At 42.8% G+C, this 14,465-nt stretch carries 14 protein-coding genes; 2 read left to right on the top strand and 12 right to left on the bottom strand.

Annotation, left to right across the window (positions count from 1 at the left end; genetic code table 11):
- Positions 1 to 44: 44 nt before the first annotated feature.
- The 11 genes from MKX71_RS09200 to MKX71_RS09150 form a co-directional block, all read right to left on the bottom strand.
- On the bottom strand, positions 45 to 794 hold the full coding sequence (locus MKX71_RS09200; RefSeq protein WP_015715915.1) for a polyketide synthase: 750 nt from the start codon (positions 792 to 794) through the stop codon (positions 45 to 47).
- Positions 795 to 825: 31 nt separating this feature from the next.
- Positions 826 to 1,605, bottom strand: coding sequence for an enoyl-CoA hydratase/isomerase (locus tag MKX71_RS09195; protein WP_339231973.1), 780 nt, complete (start codon positions 1,603 to 1,605; stop codon positions 826 to 828).
- Complete coding sequence (gene pksG / locus MKX71_RS09190; protein ID WP_003231805.1) at positions 1,593 to 2,855, bottom strand: polyketide biosynthesis 3-hydroxy-3-methylglutaryl-ACP synthase PksG; 1,263 nt, start codon at positions 2,853 to 2,855, stop codon at positions 1,593 to 1,595. The genes MKX71_RS09195 and pksG overlap by 13 nt, the downstream gene beginning before the upstream one ends.
- The gene (gene pksF / locus MKX71_RS09185) at positions 2,856 to 4,103 is read right to left on the bottom strand and encodes a polyketide biosynthesis malonyl-ACP decarboxylase PksF (RefSeq protein ID WP_029726473.1); all 1,248 of its coding nucleotides are present in this window, start codon (positions 4,101 to 4,103) and stop codon (positions 2,856 to 2,858) included.
- Positions 4,081 to 4,329 carry an acyl carrier protein gene (locus MKX71_RS09180; protein WP_003231809.1) on the bottom strand — a complete coding sequence of 83 codons (249 nt, stop codon included), beginning with the start codon at positions 4,327 to 4,329 and terminating at the stop codon, positions 4,081 to 4,083. The genes pksF and MKX71_RS09180 overlap by 23 nt, the downstream gene beginning before the upstream one ends.
- A gap of 52 nt (positions 4,330 to 4,381) precedes the next feature.
- Positions 4,382 to 6,685 (bottom strand): ACP S-malonyltransferase, encoded by a 2,304-nt coding sequence (gene fabD / locus MKX71_RS09175; protein WP_326132075.1) that lies wholly within the window; start codon positions 6,683 to 6,685, stop codon positions 4,382 to 4,384.
- On the bottom strand, positions 6,682 to 7,656 hold the full coding sequence (locus MKX71_RS09170; RefSeq protein ID WP_134155506.1) for an acyltransferase domain-containing protein: 975 nt from the start codon (positions 7,654 to 7,656) through the stop codon (positions 6,682 to 6,684). Before MKX71_RS09170 ends, fabD (MKX71_RS09175) begins: the two co-directional genes overlap by 4 nt.
- Positions 7,657 to 8,159: 503 nt before the next feature.
- Positions 8,160 to 9,026 (bottom strand): ACP S-malonyltransferase, encoded by an 867-nt coding sequence (gene fabD / locus MKX71_RS09165; RefSeq protein ID WP_339231971.1) that lies wholly within the window; start codon positions 9,024 to 9,026, stop codon positions 8,160 to 8,162.
- On the bottom strand, positions 9,023 to 9,289 hold the full coding sequence (locus MKX71_RS09160) for a hypothetical protein (protein WP_015252067.1): 267 nt from the start codon (positions 9,287 to 9,289) through the stop codon (positions 9,023 to 9,025). Before MKX71_RS09160 ends, fabD (MKX71_RS09165) begins: the two co-directional genes overlap by 4 nt.
- A gap of 109 nt (positions 9,290 to 9,398) precedes the next feature.
- The gene (locus MKX71_RS09155) at positions 9,399 to 10,076 is read right to left on the bottom strand and encodes an MBL fold metallo-hydrolase (RefSeq protein WP_003231824.1); all 678 of its coding nucleotides are present in this window, start codon (positions 10,074 to 10,076) and stop codon (positions 9,399 to 9,401) included.
- A gap of 189 nt (positions 10,077 to 10,265) precedes the next feature.
- Positions 10,266 to 10,883: a TetR/AcrR family transcriptional regulator gene (locus MKX71_RS09150; RefSeq protein ID WP_106073927.1), complete on the bottom strand. Its 618-nt coding sequence runs from the start codon at positions 10,881 to 10,883 to the stop codon at positions 10,266 to 10,268.
- A gap of 120 nt (positions 10,884 to 11,003) precedes the next feature.
- Between MKX71_RS09150 and MKX71_RS09145 the strand changes: the two genes are divergently transcribed.
- Together MKX71_RS09145 and MKX71_RS09140 are read left to right on the top strand one after the other, a co-directional pair.
- Entirely contained in the window at positions 11,004 to 11,561 is a 558-nt protein-coding gene (locus MKX71_RS09145) for a hypothetical protein (protein WP_038428985.1), read from the top strand.
- 154 nt (positions 11,562 to 11,715) lie between these two features.
- On the top strand, positions 11,716 to 12,171 hold the full coding sequence (locus MKX71_RS09140; RefSeq protein ID WP_339231970.1) for a regulatory YrvL family protein: 456 nt from the start codon (positions 11,716 to 11,718) through the stop codon (positions 12,169 to 12,171).
- 397 nt (positions 12,172 to 12,568) lie between these two features.
- Here the strand turns inward: MKX71_RS09140 and mutL are convergent, their stop codons facing one another.
- Positions 12,569 to 14,452 carry a DNA mismatch repair endonuclease MutL gene (gene mutL, locus MKX71_RS09135; RefSeq protein ID WP_015252069.1) on the bottom strand — a complete coding sequence of 628 codons (1,884 nt, stop codon included), beginning with the start codon at positions 14,450 to 14,452 and terminating at the stop codon, positions 12,569 to 12,571.
- Positions 14,453 to 14,465: the final 13 nt, after the last annotated feature.

The raw sequence follows: 14,465 nt of genomic DNA, 5'->3' as shown, positions 1-14,465 counted from the left end.
CACGCTGCCTCCATTTCACCTGCAAAATTTATATATATTTTCAGTTAATTACCATATAAACCTTTGATTCTACTTTTGACTTCTTCATGATGAAATGTTTTCTCATGCATCATCAATTCCTGTTCAATGACGCGCGGCAGCTGATCGCGAAGCGGGGCAACCAAATGATCTTTCAGTGTAACCAGTGAGTTTCTCGGCTTTTCCGCCAATTCTTGCGCCAGCTCCACTGCATAATCTAACACTTCTGCACGGGGCAGCACCTTAAAGGGAACCCCTCTTTTTTCAAGATCAGCTCCACGGTAGCTGCCCGCATTCAATAATATTTCCTGGGCCAGGCTGAAACCCAGTTTTTTAGGAACGATAAAGGTAGCGCCCATTCCAGGAGTAAATCCGTATTTCATAAAATTAGCCGTATACACGCTTTCCCTGCTCAGAATGACTATGTCAGCAAAGAGCCCCATGACAAAGCCGCCTCCAATTCCATGGCCCTGCATTGCCGCAATAACTGGAATCTCACAATCCAGCGCCAGAGAATAAAGATTGTCATCAGTGAACTTGGTCAATCCCTGTTGAATTCGAAGCAGTCCTTCTTGCGTTCCTCCTGAAGCAAAATAATTATCATATCCTGTCAAAATAACCGCTTTGTATTTGGGGTTCTGCCGTATGTATTCAAACGCTTGAATTAAACCATCTGTAAGTTCTTGTGAAAACGCGTTTTTATGAGTGCGATCTTGCATCTTTACCTGAATAATGGCGGATTCAATTTCGATAAGCTCTACAACAGAATGCGTCATGATGTCCTCCTAATGGTTCTGATTGAAACGGTTACTGATCCTCCCATGGGAATTGTCCTGTTTCAACATACCTGATGATTCCCATTTGGTTTTGAGGATCAGAAAACATATTTTGATTTGCAGTTAAAGCGGTGGCTTTCGCACGACTGACTTGATGATCAAGTGAGCTCATAAACTGTTTATAATGTGCGATTCCTTTTTTATTCAGCCTCCGCAAACGCAATAAATGCTTTCTCAGCAGCACGTCACTTTCAGCATCAAAAGCATCTATTAACCCCCATTCACTGGCTTCCTGAACGGAAATCGGCTTTGTCATAAGCGTCATATAATGCGCTTTCTGCCGGCCGATACGGCGGATCAGAAACGGTAAAACACAAGCAGGGTACAGGCCGAATAGCAGCTCAGAGAGACTGAATGACGCCGTCTGATCAGCAATGGCAATATCTGTGGCAGATACAAATCCAAGACCGCCGGCATTCACTTTTCCCCTGACATGCGAAATCGTGACATAAGGGCCGGTCTGCAATTTCATCCACAAATCATAGAGAGGCTCTTGGGAGCTTGCCTGTTTTCTGCCCCTTTTCATTTCCTGATAGATTTCTTGAAAATCCGCTCCGAAACAAAACACCTCGGGAAGCCCCTCTAAAACGACAACCGTCACCGTTGATGTTTCACATTGGTTTAACACTTGCATGCATTCTTCTATCAGCGTGTCATTAATCGTATTATTCGCTTCAGGACGGTGAAAGGTAATATAGCAAACCGACGCTTGAAAGCGGACCTTTATCGTTTGATAGGTCACGAGATCCACCTGTACTTCCGATGAAACTCAGAAATTTCTTCTAAAAACAAGCGCGGCTTCTCTTGAGTGGACTGCATGATGCCCGGTATCATCTCAAAGTCCAGCTTTACATTGCGCGTCCCAAACCGCACCATCCCGCTCCCCTTAAACAATAGCTCATACTCTTCCATGGAGAGCTGATACCGGCGATCCAAATGCTTCTCAATACCAAATGTTCGCTGACGCTCCTGGCCTTGCGGAGTTGTAATTCCGCTGTAAAATTCAGAACAGCAGCCGGATCCGTAGGAAAAACAGCCAATTCGTTTAGGCGTATCAAATCTCCCTTGGTCTATCGTGCTGGCCAATGCCAGAAACAAGGCTGCCCCCATAATATTTCCAACTCGTTGACAGTAGTTTAAACCTGGTTTTACCCGAGTTAAAAAATCCGTCTCAATCCCGGATGTTTTCACCTTCGCCACCTTACGCATCATTGTCCGGTGCGCACCTTTCACCATCCCGCCAAAGGGCGTATGGTAAGCAAGATATTGAAACGTGTCCTGATAATTGGCACCCGGTACACGCTTTTGATATTCCAGAAAGGTCTGTTCGCAGCAATCCAAATATGACATTAAAGACAGATCAGAATCTCCCGCTTCACTGTCGGGAATGGGGCGGCACGTGTCCATCACTTCATAGCCGTAATAACCATTTGCTCCGGGATCTATTTGAAACACCTCGGGATTTTCGCCAACTAAAACGGCCACCGCTCCCGCTCCGGCGCTCGGTTCCGCATAAGACCAATCTTCGCTTAAAGCGTCTCCGCCCTCAGCGATTAAAAAACGTGAAATATCACTGGCGATAACCAGTGCTTTGGCACCCGGAGAAGTTTGGGATAATATAAAATTCACCGCCATCTGAAATCCCGCTGTCCCTGAATAACACGCCTGTTTAACCTCAAACAAACGGCAGTTGCGGTTGAGACCTAAATATTCATGGATATATGTACTTAACGATTTCCCAAAGTCGATCCCGGATTCAGAGCAAGTGATCAGCAATTCAATCCGGTCCTTCTCTGCTTCAGATAAAGCATCAATAATCGGCTTAGCTGCATTGACTCCGAAGGTCACGGGATCTTCATAAGGCAGTGCTACCGCTTTTTCTTTCATTAATAAGTTTTCAAATCTCGCAGTATCTAAGTGTCTGTATTTGGCCAGCTCCATGACATCAAGGTATGCCGTTCCGCCAAAGACATTCATCGCTTCTATTCCGGCTGAAACCATTTATGATTCGCCTCCACATTTCTCAATGTTTTGTATACAAACCGCGGTGTTCATTCCGCCAAACCCCATGCTTAAACTCAGCGCATTTTTGATGCGGTATGAAATCGATTTCTCATTTACCCAATGAAAGGAATCATCGATTGGATGATCCAAATTCCTGCTCGGATGCAGGGCAGATTTTTTCATTTGCAGCAAAACAGAAATAATCTCTACGATGCCCGCCGCACTAAGCCCGTGTCCGGTTATCGATTTTGTTGCATTGATATAAGCATGGGAAAGCCGGCATGCACGGAGCGCCTTTAATTCTATTTCATCTCCAATAAAAGAGCCTGTTCCATGAGGATTAATATAATCAATATCTTCTGGTAAAAGCCTGGCACGCTCCAGTGCCTTCTGGATGACATGAATCTCTCCTTCTAATGAAGGATCAGGATTCCGGTTTCCGTCCAGTTTGATTGACCAGCCAGACAATGCTGCATAAGGTTTGAGACCTCTTCGTAAAGCCGTCTCCTTTCGTTCTATTACCAATGCACCGCACGATTCTCCATAGATAAACCCGTCTCTGTTTTGATCGAAGGGACGGCACGCTTTTTCAGGTTCATCAGCATATTTGTCCGTCCCCATAGCGCCTAAAGCCCTTAGCGCCTCGCATTCCATATAAGAAAGATCCATTAAAGCACCAAGTGCAATGCAAGTATCAACTTCGCCTGAAAGGACTTGCTGAATCGCATGAATGACCGCTAACTGGCCGCTGGCCGAGGCTCCTCCCACCGTATATGCTAATCCCGTGATGCCAAACTGATCTGTACATATCCCGCAAAGATCGCTGTCCATGAAAGACAGGCCATACGCCGGAGAAATAAAACCGGAGCGGTCTTGATACCTTTCATAAACTTCAAAGTTTTCTCTCTGCTGAAAATTTGACCCACCAACAACCAGTCCGATACGTGAGGAATCTGCATCGTCCAATTCAGCCTCCTCCCAAGCTTCTGTGAGAGTTACCAATGCAGCGCGGCTGGAGAATGATGCTTTTCGCAACATTTTTTTAGAGAGTCGGTCAGGATAAGACAATGACGCAATTTCGGCTCCGATAAACCGGCTGTCTTTTTGTCTGCCTGAACGCTTCATGACATCAAAGGCATGTCTGCCGGACAGCAGCGAGGAAGCAAAGTCCTCTTTCCCTTGACCGATAGAGGCCGTAACGCCTACACCGGTCACCACCACCTCAGGCAGATTGCACTTTGTCATAAAGCACCTCAGCTAATTCACCGATGTTTTTCACCCCGGATAGCTCAATGCGAGGGATTTTTAGCGATAAATCCTCTAGCACCATCGTGATAATTTCAGCTCTGTCTACAGAGTCAGCTCCTAGCTCAACTAACTGATCTTCAGGCTCAAATCTGTGTCCGTCTAATTCAGGAAGCACCTCGCAAATATTGGTGATTAGTACTTCAAAGATTCTCTGTTTATCCATAATGCGCTCTCTCCTTCGAGGGATGATTTTTATAGGTATATTTTCATAATATTCAAACTTTTATTTTTATGTTGTCTGTTGCATGCGACGGCTGATACATCGATTGCATCCGTTCATGAAGCAATACTGCCGTTTCTGTCATTAATTTTTTCCCGATTTCATCCACATGGCGGTTTCGCCAATTTTCAAATTGCGACCCTTTAACCCATTGATTAAAGGCTCCCAGCGCGGGACCGCAGTGAATTTGATAATCGACCTTCGAATGTTCGCTTCCGCTGATTGCCAATTTTGAGCTGTATCTGAAGTACCATCGGAAAATCAAAGCCATTTTATGCTTCGGGTTTTGTTCAGCCTTCTCAATGTCTGCCGCGGGATAATGCAATGCAATATCTTTATATATGTCTTCTATACTGCGTTTAAAGTATTTCTCCTCAAGCTGCGCCAGCATCTTTGCATCCAGCTCACGTATAGACCCATACCGCTGGTACAGTTCATATAACTTGTTTGCCCGTGCGGGAAAGAACACGCCTTTCTTTAGCACCTGCACTTTACTGCCCGATTCAAACATATCACCTGCAGGCGCATAGGCTGTATCTTGTACATTCATCTGCTGAAGCAAATCCTTTACTTTATCACTTGTTGCCGCCTCAACCGTACATTGATTGATTGAGCCTGTTAGAATAAAATCAGCCCCTAGCATAAAAGCCGCCATCGCTGCCTCAGGTGTTCCAATTCCTCCAGCTGCACCAACTCTTATTTTTTTCCGGTATTGATATTTTTTCATCATTTCATCTCTTAAAGATGTCATCGCCGGCATCAGGCTGTATGCCACACCGCCATCTGTATGACCGCCTGAATCAGCTTCTACACAAATATCGTCAGCCATCGGAATGCACCGCAACAACTCAGCTTCGTTCATAGTGATTTTATTTTCTCCTAAAAGCTTTTGCAGCATATTCTCAGGCGCAGGACTCAGAAATGATTCTGCAACTTCCGGCCGTGATATTTTTGCTAAGAGACGATTTGAGCATATAACGTCACCATTTTGATTTCGTTTCACTCCTTTTGCGCGGTACCTTACTAATGCAGGAGTGACACTTAAAAATGCTGAAGCCTCCACAATGCTCACTTGATTCCTCAATAAAAGATCGATCATTTTTTCTTCTGATTCAGCATGTTTCATATTGTGGACCAGATTGATGCCGTAGGCTTGTCCTTCCCCTAATTCACCTTGTATAGCATGGATCGCATCTTCAACCTCTTTCAGGCTCAGACCTCCTGTGCCAAAGAACCCCATCATTCCCGCTCTTGACAGCTTTACTACCATTTCTTTCGAAGCAATGCCGCGGTACATTCCTCCTGCAAGATAAGCATATGTAAGATGATAATCTTGTTTAAATTCAGCACTTCCTAAAGATTCTGCCGTAATCCCGGCTTGAACATTGCGTTGCTCCTTTAGATGCGCACTGATCGCGGGGTTCTTTTTCGGTATATATGTCAATGGTTCAGCTTCATTTTTAATCCGATGAATGAGACCGGTTAAAACAGTTCCAGGCCCAATCTCTTCAAATTCCATTTCTCCTCTTCCCATCAGGAAACGAATGCTGTCCGTCCATTTCACTGTGTTGTCCATTTGTTCAGATAATGTATCTTTTAATCTGTCTTGATGGTATGGCTCTGCGTAGACATTGGAGATAACCGGGATCGCCAAAGGTGCAAACTGGAATGAGTCAATATATTGCTTAAATACCTGTTTGGCTTCATTCATATATCTGGAATGAAAAGCTCCGCTCACATTTAATGGATGAAACAGCTTTACATCCTTGGTGTTTTCAAAAACAGCCCGAGCTTTTTCAATCTCTTTTTTCGGGCCAGAAATCACAATTTGCCGGGGCGTATTTTCATTTGCCACATCAATGTCATGAAGACGGTGCTCTTCTAAAACGGCTGTAACTTGTTCCTTACTCAGGCCGATCACAGCAGCCATTCCGCCCCCTGTAATTCGTCCCATCAATTCTCCTCTTTTTTTGACGAGCCTTAATCCGGTTTCAAAATCAAATGCACCGGCTGCCATCAGCGCATTGTATTCTCCTAAGCTGTGTCCTGCCGCAAAATCAGGTTTTCTGCCGGTCTCCTCCACTCTCTTCAAGTAACTGAGTGCATTAACAACGTACAAAGCCGGCTGCGTGTATTCAGTATGATTTACATCCAGATATGATTTTTCGGTACATAGCTTCTCTATTGAATAGCCCAATATTTGATCTGCTTGATCAGTCAAATGCTGATATTGTTCAAATAGGCCTTGTCCCATCCCCTTTTGCTGGGAGCCTTGCCCTGGAAAGACATATGTAATCATCTTGTAAACTTCCTTTCTGGTGTACGGAAATACTCAACCGTATTCAGATTTTTCAGCTCCTGATGAAATGGTGTTATGATTGAGCAGCAACGGTCAGCTGAATCACCCGGAATCAGCTGTTTCACAAAAGCAGCTAAGGTGCCGGATGGCCCTAAATCGATAAACTTGCATGTATGCTGGCTTTCCAAATATCGAATCGCTTCACGAAACATCATTGGCTTTCTGACCGCATTCCAAAAGAAATTCTCGTCCATTACGTGAAGGCAGCTTCCCGTTAAGCTCGATACAATCGGTATTGACGGTTTTTGAAAAGATTTTGATCTTAAAAATTCTGCATAGGCACTCTCTGCCGGATCAATAAGCGAAGAATGAAAGGCATAGGACACAGGAAGCAGCTGGCAAAGAATCTGCTTCTCCTTTAAATCCTCCATAATCTTCCTTATATGATCTTCTTCACCAGAAATGACGAAGTGCGAATCATAATTGATAGAAATGAGTTCACTATTTCCAAACAGTTGCGGATGATCATTCAACAATTGCGGTTTGTCAAGAATGGCCAGCATTTTTCCTTTATCGCAGGAATTCTGGATGATAATAGCCTGTTCAAGTATGCAATCCAGTATATCCTCTGCGTCTGACACACCAGAAACTGCCGCTGCTGCGAATTCTCCCAGACTTGATCCCAATACGTAATCAGGATAAATTCCCCTGTCTTCCAAAACCTTATATAAGGAATACTCAATCATAAAAATGGCGGGGTGGGAAAAAAGAATACTGTCAAACGGATCTGACACACGTTTACCTGGATGGTAGATTTCTTCAACAATGGATGTGCCGATTCGCCGTGCTGCAATGGCATCCATTTCAAGCATTGATTGGCGAAACACGGTATTTTCCTTAAATAGTTCTTTCCCCATGTGATAGTATTGGGAACCTTGCCCGGAAAACATAAAAACAAGCGGTTCATTCATGTGTATAACCTTCTTTTTTTATATTTATGACGGCTATTGGATTTCTTATTTCCATGTATGTTGTAAAAGCACATAGCAGCGATTGAAATGAAATTAATAAATGGAAAAGACATATGTGAAAAAGTAAAGGAGATTCAACTTGGAAGGATTGCTATTGGTGCTCTGGATGCGGTTCATTTATGACGTGATCGTAGATGTATGTTGATATCTCAAAATTGATGTAACATAATAACAGGATCAGCAAAGAACATCGACTCTATGATTGGTGGGTGCGGTTAAAAAATGGACCATCTAGATGTGGGAGCGATGGTTTGACAGACCGGCTGACATAGTTCAAATGTCTAACTTAATTTATCAGCCTCTTTATGTAACAGTATATAAAGTTATTCAATTAGAAACAGTGTCAATCGAACGATTGAATCTTTAAAACTTTATACCCTAAATGAAAGGAAATCTGTGTTTAAACCTGATTGATGAGGTACACGGCCATAGGGGCAAATGCTTTAGCGGGGCATTGCTTCCGCATCTTTCTTTATGCGATGAATTAACCCAGTTAAAACATTTCCAGGCCCTACCTCCTCAAACTCCATATGGCCTTTTTTCATTAAGTAGCTTATGCTGTCAGTCCATTTCACTGAATGATTAATTTGATCAGCCAGCGTCTGTTTCATGAATTCGTATGTATACGGTTTGGCATACACATTAGAAATAACCGGGATAGACGGAGGCGAAAAATAAAAGGCATGAAGGAACTCATCGAATTCTTCTTTTGCTTTATTCATGTATCTGGAATGAAACGCGCCGCTTACGTTTAAGGGGAGTACCATTGTAACTTCAGTCATCGTTTCAAAAAGAGATGCGGCTTTTTCAATCTCATCTTTTTTTCCTGAAATTACAATTTGATATGGGGCATTCACATTAGCGATATCAACATCATGTAAATGATATTTTTTCAGAGCCTTTGCAACCTGCTCTTCATTTAGTCCCATAACAGCTGCCATACCGCCGTTGCTTATCAGACTCATCAGCTCGCCTCTTTTTCTGACAAGCTGTAACCCTGTCTCAAAATCAAAGGCTTCAGCTGCAAATAACGCATTGTATTCACCCAAGCTGTGCCCGGCGACAAAGTCAGGTTTAACTTCTTCATCCTTGATTTTTTTCAGATAGCTTAGTGCGTTTACCACATATAACGCCGGCTGAGTAAATTGCGTTTTGTTTAAATTGGAATAAGGATTTTCCAGGCAAAGACGTTTGATAGAATATCCTAAGATCTCATCTGCCTGATCCGTCAGTTCTTTAAATTCATCGAATAGGCCGCTGCCCATTCCCTGTTTTTGTGAACCCTGACCTGGAAAAACATATGTGATCATTCTCTCAAAGCCACCCTTCCGATTAGTAAATGTGTTTCACTTCTGTATGATTTTATAATAGTGATGACCGGATAAATAGTAGCATGTTCATGTTGATGGTAACCTCTGTAAATATTATCCGTCAAGTTAATTTTTCCTACAGTTTGCTCCATTGTTTTTCTGCTTTTTTCCATTGAGGAATAAAGGATCAGGAGATATAACAGAACATAAGAAAAAAGACCCGGATTACGTATAGGGCGCCATATCATGATAATACGCTTCATTTTCTTTCAAATGAGTTTTCAAAATAAATAACACCTTCTATATAATCATTTTCGAAAATAAAAATCATTTAGATATTCGAAGAAAAATAGGATAATAGATTCAGAAGGATTATTTAAAATCAAAAATACCTTTTTGGTTTTTACGAGTGCGAAATTTCACAAAATATTCTTTCTTATCAATTTGAAAGTAAATATTATGCTGATAAAGATCCTTTATCGAATGGCCGGGCGATTTGCCAAATGAGTGACCAGGATACACCCGTACATGGGGTGAAACCTCCGACTTTATTCTTTGAATACTATCAAACATCTCTTCCGCAGAGCTGCCATCATCCTCACATATGCCGCACCCTTCTGTAAACACCGTATCTCCGGTAAAAATACTCTCAGAAAACAAATAACACATTCCGCCGGCTGTATGCCCCGGTGTGAGAAGGCATTGTGCTCTTGTGTTTCCTATGCTGATTGTCTGATGATCATCTAGGCTAATTAAATTTCTGCATCGGAATTGATAATAATCAATTTCTTTTTTTGACATATAAACTTGAGCGTTAAACATCTTCGTCAGCGGGTCTACCAGATTTACATGATCATAATGAGAGTGTGTCAATGCGACTGCCTTTAATTCCGCTTCAAGTTCGGAAAGTGTAGTGGTTATCTTACTCAATTCCCATGAGGGATCAACAACAATTGCAGATCTGCTTACAATATCTTCAATGATATAGCAATAATTCGTCCAGCCCTGATACCTTGTTTTAATTGGATGCACCTTGTAAGTAAGATTCATTTATACCATCCCTATCATGTAAAGTTCTTAAACGATGGACCAGTGTTCATCCCTCAGTCCGTCTTTCATTCCACTTTACCAAACAGCATGATTGTTTTCCATTTTTTTCAGAGATCCTTGTTCTTTGAAAATAAAAAAGCGACTCTTTTGGACGCATGCCCAACAAGAATCGCTTTTCGCACTAGTGCCTTAAGGATGTCGTTTTTGTGTCTCACGTGTATCTTCCACGCAAATTGACTCTACATGCTGCATAATGACCCGCTTAATTCGGTCTTTATTCACTCGCACAGGGTCAAGCATGGCATGTAAAGCCAAGCCGTCAACAAGCGCGTAAAGTCTCTCAGTTTCAATGTCTTTATCAGCATTCTGCTTCAGTAAATCGGATTCATCTAAATAGGCAATCAGATTCCGCATGCCGCTGAAAATCCCGTCATGATTCGCATCAAACATATCCTTTTTATGTCTGGCGTAAGCAGTAAAAGCAAACCAAACCTCCATCTCTCTAATCGTTTCTTCATTCGTTGGGACCATTTCAAGCAAAATTTGCAACACTTTTTCCTTAGGGAGCAAATCCCTCACTGTAATGTCCTTAATTCGGGCCGTCACCTTTTCTTGGACAAGTTTCATTGCAAAAGCAAGCAATTCATCCTGTGTAGAGAAATAATGGCGCAGCGCACCTAATGACAATCCTGCTTCCTTTGCAATATTTCTGGCTGATGCTCCCTCCATTCCTCGTTCTAAAATGACGCGCCACGTTGCTTCTGCAATTTGTTTTCTTCTTTTCTCATGGTCAATTTGTTTTGGCATAGCTTTATTGTAACAAGAAAAAAATGAGAGAGCAATTTTTATAATACAGTTGTGTTACAAAAACAAAGATGGTAACATATTATTTAAATAATACAACTGTATTGAAAAGAGGGGAATGGATTGAACGGTATCGCATGGATGATTGTTTTCTGTGAAATTGCGTTTTGGGTTGTCATTGTTTTGGGGCTTGCTGTACGCTACGTATTCAAACGACATACATTAGGACTGCTATTCCTTGCCTTAACTCCAGTTATTGATTTGATCTTGTTAGCGGCAACTGGTGTGGACCTTTACCGCGGAGCCTCAGCGACCGCAGCCCATGGGATTGCAGCTGTTTACATCGGTATATCGATCGCTTATGGGAAACAAATGATTCAATGGGCAGATGAAAAATTTCAATATTATGTGACAAAAAAAGGCGCAAAACCGCTGAAACGTTTTGGAATGGACCATGCCAAGCACGGTGCGAAAGGCTGGCTAAGACATGTGCTGGCCTACTTAATTGGTGCGGGACTATTGGCAGGGATGATCTATTTTATCAATGACTCTGCCCGAACCGAAGCATTGAGCGGCATTCTTAAACTGTGGACTGTCATTATAGGAATTGACTTTCTCATTACAGCCAGCTATTTTATTTGGCCAAAAAAAGAGAAAGCTTCGGCGAATCTCAGGAGTTAACATGATGAAAAAGGCCCTTCCCCAGTGGAAAGGGCCTTTTTTGGTTTTGTTAAAATATGCTATACTATTTTCGTCAGAAAACAGACTTATAGATATTTTGGGCTGATTCAAGGGTGCTGTTTGTATGAGTAAGCAGGTGAAGGGAGTGTCATACATGAACCAAAAAGAACAGAACGAGCACTCTAAAGATTTTAACCTGAGATCAAAATTAATCGGAATTGTATCTATTACTTTTATCGCGGCCATCGCGCTTGCAGTCATCTTCGGCGGCTTTTTCTTCGGGATGAAAGGCTTATTCTCCATACTTGGCATCACATACGCTTCCAATCAAACATTAGCTTTATTTATTTTAGCCTGCTTTGCTGTAGGTTTAATCATAGACCCACTCACAAAGATTATCTCTATCATTTTGGCAAAATCACTTTCATTGAAAAAGACTGCACTTTTTGCTTTTATACTGTATTTTATCAGCAATCTTATAACGATCTGTTTTGCAGATTACTTTATGCAGTCTATTTATATTCCAGATGTCTTGCTTGTTGTGATATCAGCTTTCATGGCTATCATTGAACTTGCTTTTGAAAACCAGCCTAATAGAGAAGCAGCTTAAAGCCGATGGCAGATATGGAAAATTCATAACACCCTATATTTGGACATCACCAGTTATATAAACGAAAAAATCTCCCTGTTCACACGAACAGGGAGCAAAACACAATGTTGTAATTTAAATTCTGCATTCTAAAATGATTCTCACATTTGGATCATCAAGTTCATCCAAAAAGATAATGATCTTCGGACCACATGCCATATGTTTCCACCCCCTCACCCAAAATATACATTAATCCCAATTGCCTGTAAATGGAAATTTTGTTATACGGAGGAACCATGAAGTATAATGCGTTAACACTGCTCACACGTTTACAACCGTTTCTTATAATCTGACACTCGAAGGAGTACAAAAAAAGCATTGATCCATTCAGAGAATGGATCAATGCCTACCACCCCCGCTACATCACGCGTTTGAACATCTTTTCCATCTCATATGTCGAGTGGTGAATGATGATCGGGCGGCCGTGCGGGCATGTAAATGGGTCTGATGTGCTTCGGAGGTCGTCCAGAAGCGCTTTGATTTCATCGTTTCTGAGGTGGCGATTTGCTTTGATGGAGCCTTTGCAGCTCATCATAATCGCCGCTTCCTCGCGAAGTTTTTTAATATCTATATTTTTGGAGTCGAGCACCTGCTGAATGATTTCTTCTATGAGCTCTGCTTCTTCTCCCTTTGGAAACCAGGCCGGGTGGCAGCGGACGATGTAACTGTTAGAGCCGAATGACTCTAAAAAGACACCGACGCTTTCGAGCTCTTGTTTGTGCTGTTCAATAATCAAAGCCTCATTTGTGGAGTAGTGGAACGTCAGCGGTACAATCATATCCTGTACCTCAGGCTCAACCTCCCCCACCTTTTCACGAAAGTACTCATATTTAATACGTTCTTGGGCGGCGTGCTGGTCAATAATATACAAGCCGTTTTCGTTTTGTGCCAATATATAAGTCCCGTGCATCTGGCCGATCGGGTACATAATCGGAACCCGCTCAGACGCTGGCTGCTGCGGTTCCTCATGGCATTCCTGCTCAAATGTTTCAGGCAGTTCTTCTGAAACATCGGACACCTCAAGGGTTTGTTCCTGATCAACGATAGGAGGAGCATCAAATTGGAGAGGAGGCAATTCTTCCTCCGCATCAATCGGCTCTTTCACGACTGAGCTGAGCTTCATTGGTGAATAAGATGGCGCATGCGCTTTTTCCGGTACTTTTCTTTCCGGAGGCTTTTCATCAAAGGTTATGAACTGCTGCTCATTTTTGATAACAGGTGGCGATTTTTTCGGAAGCTGGGCACTCGGAATCAGCTGCTGCTGTTTAAATACATCTTTAATTCCGTCACGAATTAAGTCATGAAGCTCTGTTTCCTTGCTGAGCCGGACCTCAAGCTTCGATGGATGCACATTGACATCGACTAAAATCGGGTCCATCGTAATTTCTATAAAAGTAATCGGATGGCGTCCGATCGGCAGAAGCGTATGATAGCCTTCATGAACCGCTTTGACGAGCGGGAAATTTTTAATGTAACGGCCATTGACCACAGACGACATATAGTTCCTCGACGCCCGTGTAATCTCTGGGAGGGCGATATATCCCTTTACTTCAAAATCCAAGGAGCTCACATGCAGCGGAAGCATTTTTTTGGCGACAGCCGTGCCGTAAATCGCTGCCAGTACATGGCGCACATCTCCGTTTCCGTTCGTTTGAAGCAGGTTTTTCCCATGATGGCGCAGGCGGATCGATACCTCTGGATGCGCCAGAGCAATACGGTTAACCACATCCGTAATGTTTCCAAGCTCTGTATGAACGGTTTTCATATATTTCAAACGGGCCGGTGTGTTAAAAAACAGGTTGGAAACGACAATTTCAGTTCCCTTCCTGCTTGAGGAACGCGATTCGGAAATGATGTTTCCTCCTTGGAGGACGAGCTTCGTCCCAGCTCCTTCACCAGTGCTTGTTGTAATCTCCAGATGAGAGACTGACGCGATACTCGGCAGGGCTTCTCCCCTGAAACCGAGCGTTCTCACCCTGAATAAATCATTTTCATCTTTTATTTTACTCGTTGCGTGGCGGCGGAAAGCACGCTTACAATCTTCATTCTCCATTCCTTCGCCGTTATCCAAGACCCGAATGGATGCAAGGCCTGCTTCCTCAATATCGATTTCAATGACTGTGCTGTCAGCGTCGATCGCATTTTCCACCAATTCTTTGACGACTGAGGCGGGCCGTTCCACAACCTCGCCCGCCGCTATTTTATTCGAAAGCTCATCTGACAGCTGGATGACTTTTGCCACATTCATCACCCCG

This window comes from Bacillus sp. FSL M8-0071 (assembly GCF_037975455.1).
In the GTDB taxonomy this organism is placed as follows: Bacteria; Bacillota; Bacilli; order Bacillales; family Bacillaceae; genus Bacillus; species Bacillus subtilis.
This window is presented reverse-complemented; position numbering and strand designations above follow the sequence as displayed.

Excerpts from the sequence above, each read along its gene's own strand:
- MKX71_RS09140 (WP_339231970.1), top strand. The coding sequence starts at position 11,716 with ATGAACCAAAAAGAACAGAACGAGCACTCTAAAGATTTTAACCTGAGA.
- pksF (WP_029726473.1), bottom strand. The coding sequence starts at position 4,103 with ATGACAAAGTGCAATCTGCCTGAGGTGGTGGTGACCGGTGTAGGCGTT.
- fabD (WP_339231971.1), bottom strand. The coding sequence starts at position 9,026 with ATGATCACATATGTTTTTCCAGGTCAGGGTTCACAAAAACAGGGAATG.
- MKX71_RS09170 (WP_134155506.1), bottom strand. The coding sequence starts at position 7,656 with ATGAATGAACCGCTTGTTTTTATGTTTTCCGGGCAAGGTTCCCAATAC.
- MKX71_RS09180 (WP_003231809.1), bottom strand. The coding sequence starts at position 4,329 with ATGGATAAACAGAGAATCTTTGAAGTACTAATCACCAATATTTGCGAG.
- fabD (WP_326132075.1), bottom strand. The coding sequence starts at position 6,685 with ATGATTACATATGTCTTTCCAGGGCAAGGCTCCCAGCAAAAGGGGATG.
- MKX71_RS09150 (WP_106073927.1), bottom strand. The coding sequence starts at position 10,883 with ATGCCAAAACAAATTGACCATGAGAAAAGAAGAAAACAAATTGCAGAA.
- pksG (WP_003231805.1), bottom strand. The coding sequence starts at position 2,855 with ATGGTTTCAGCCGGAATAGAAGCGATGAATGTCTTTGGCGGAACGGCA.
- MKX71_RS09200 (WP_015715915.1), bottom strand. The coding sequence starts at position 794 with ATGACGCATTCTGTTGTAGAGCTTATCGAAATTGAATCCGCCATTATT.
- MKX71_RS09160 (WP_015252067.1), bottom strand. The coding sequence starts at position 9,289 with ATGAAGCGTATTATCATGATATGGCGCCCTATACGTAATCCGGGTCTT.
- MKX71_RS09155 (WP_003231824.1), bottom strand. The coding sequence starts at position 10,076 with ATGAATCTTACTTACAAGGTGCATCCAATTAAAACAAGGTATCAGGGC.